1 protein-coding gene is annotated in these 1142 nt (G+C 69.0%); it reads left to right on the top strand.

What is annotated here, in order from left to right:
- The first annotated feature begins 39 nt into the window (after positions 1-39).
- The gene (locus tag AB0C29_RS49670) at positions 40-1068 is read left to right on the top strand and encodes a glycoside hydrolase family 11 protein (RefSeq protein WP_360835532.1); all 1029 of its coding nucleotides are present in this window, start codon (positions 40-42) and stop codon (positions 1066-1068) included.
- The last annotated feature ends 74 nt before the right edge of the window (positions 1069-1142 follow it).

Here is a 1142-nt window from a genome sequence, read left to right as displayed (position 1 = left end):
GCTGGCCCCCGCCAGCCGTCACGAGGAGGAAGCACCTACATGACCGACATCCCCATCCAGCCGAGGAGACGCCGCTTGCGGGTCCTCCTCGGCACCGCGTGTACGGCGGTGCTGGCCGTCGCCGGCACGGTCGTCGCCGCCCCGAGCGCGCACGCCGAGGCCGACCGGACGGTCAGCTCCAACACCACCGGCACGCACAACGGCTACTACTTCTCCTTCTGGAAGGACAGTGGTAACGCCAGCATGACGCTGCGCGAGAACGGCCGGTACTCCAGCAGCTGGGACCGCAGCACCAACAACTGGGTCGGCGGCAAGGGCTGGGCCACCGGCTCCCGCCGTACGGTCACCTACTCCGGCTCGTACAACCCGGGCAACAACAACACCTATCTCGCCCTGTACGGCTGGACGCGCAACCCGCTCATCGAGTACTACATCGTCGAGAACTTCGGCAGCTACAACCCGAGCAGCGGCGCCACCCGGATGGGCACCGTCACCTCCGACGGCGGCACGTACGACATCCTGCGCAGCCAGCGGGTCAACCAGCCCTCGATCGACGGCACCCAGACGTTCTACCAGTTCTGGAGCGTCCGGCAGTCGAAGCGCAGCAGCGGCACCATCACGATCGCCAACCACTTCGACGCGTGGGCGCGGGCCGGCCTGAACCTCGGCACGAACCACGCCTACCAGATCATGGCGACCGAGGGTTACCAGAGCCAGGGCAGCTCGGACATCACCGTCAGCGAGGGCGGCGGCTCCAACCCCGGCAACCCGGGCACGACCACCCCGCCGCCCGGCAACCCGGGCAGCAACTGCACCGCCACGATCACGGCCGGCCAGCAGTTCGGCGACCGCTTCAACCTCAACGTCGCGGTCAGCAACGCGAGCAACTGGGTCGTCACGCTCAACCTGAACGGCGGCCAGAGCATCCAGAACAGCTGGAACGCCGCGGTCACCGGCACCAGCGGAACCGTCACCGCCCGACCGAACGGTAGTGGCAACAACTTCGGGGTGACGATCATGGCCAACGGCAACTGGACGTGGCCGACGATCGGCTGCCGTACCGGCTGACGTCCGTCCCTCTCCTTTCACCGCACCTCGTGGCGGGGGGGGGGGGGCGCGGGCGCCCCCCCCGCGCCCGCCCC

The sequence above is a fragment of the Actinoplanes sp. NPDC048791 genome (assembly GCF_040650095.1).
GTDB lineage: Bacteria > Actinomycetota > Actinomycetes > Mycobacteriales > Micromonosporaceae > Actinoplanes.
The sequence above is the reverse complement of the archived record's forward strand: the minus strand, read 5'-3'. Positions and strand labels throughout refer to the sequence as shown.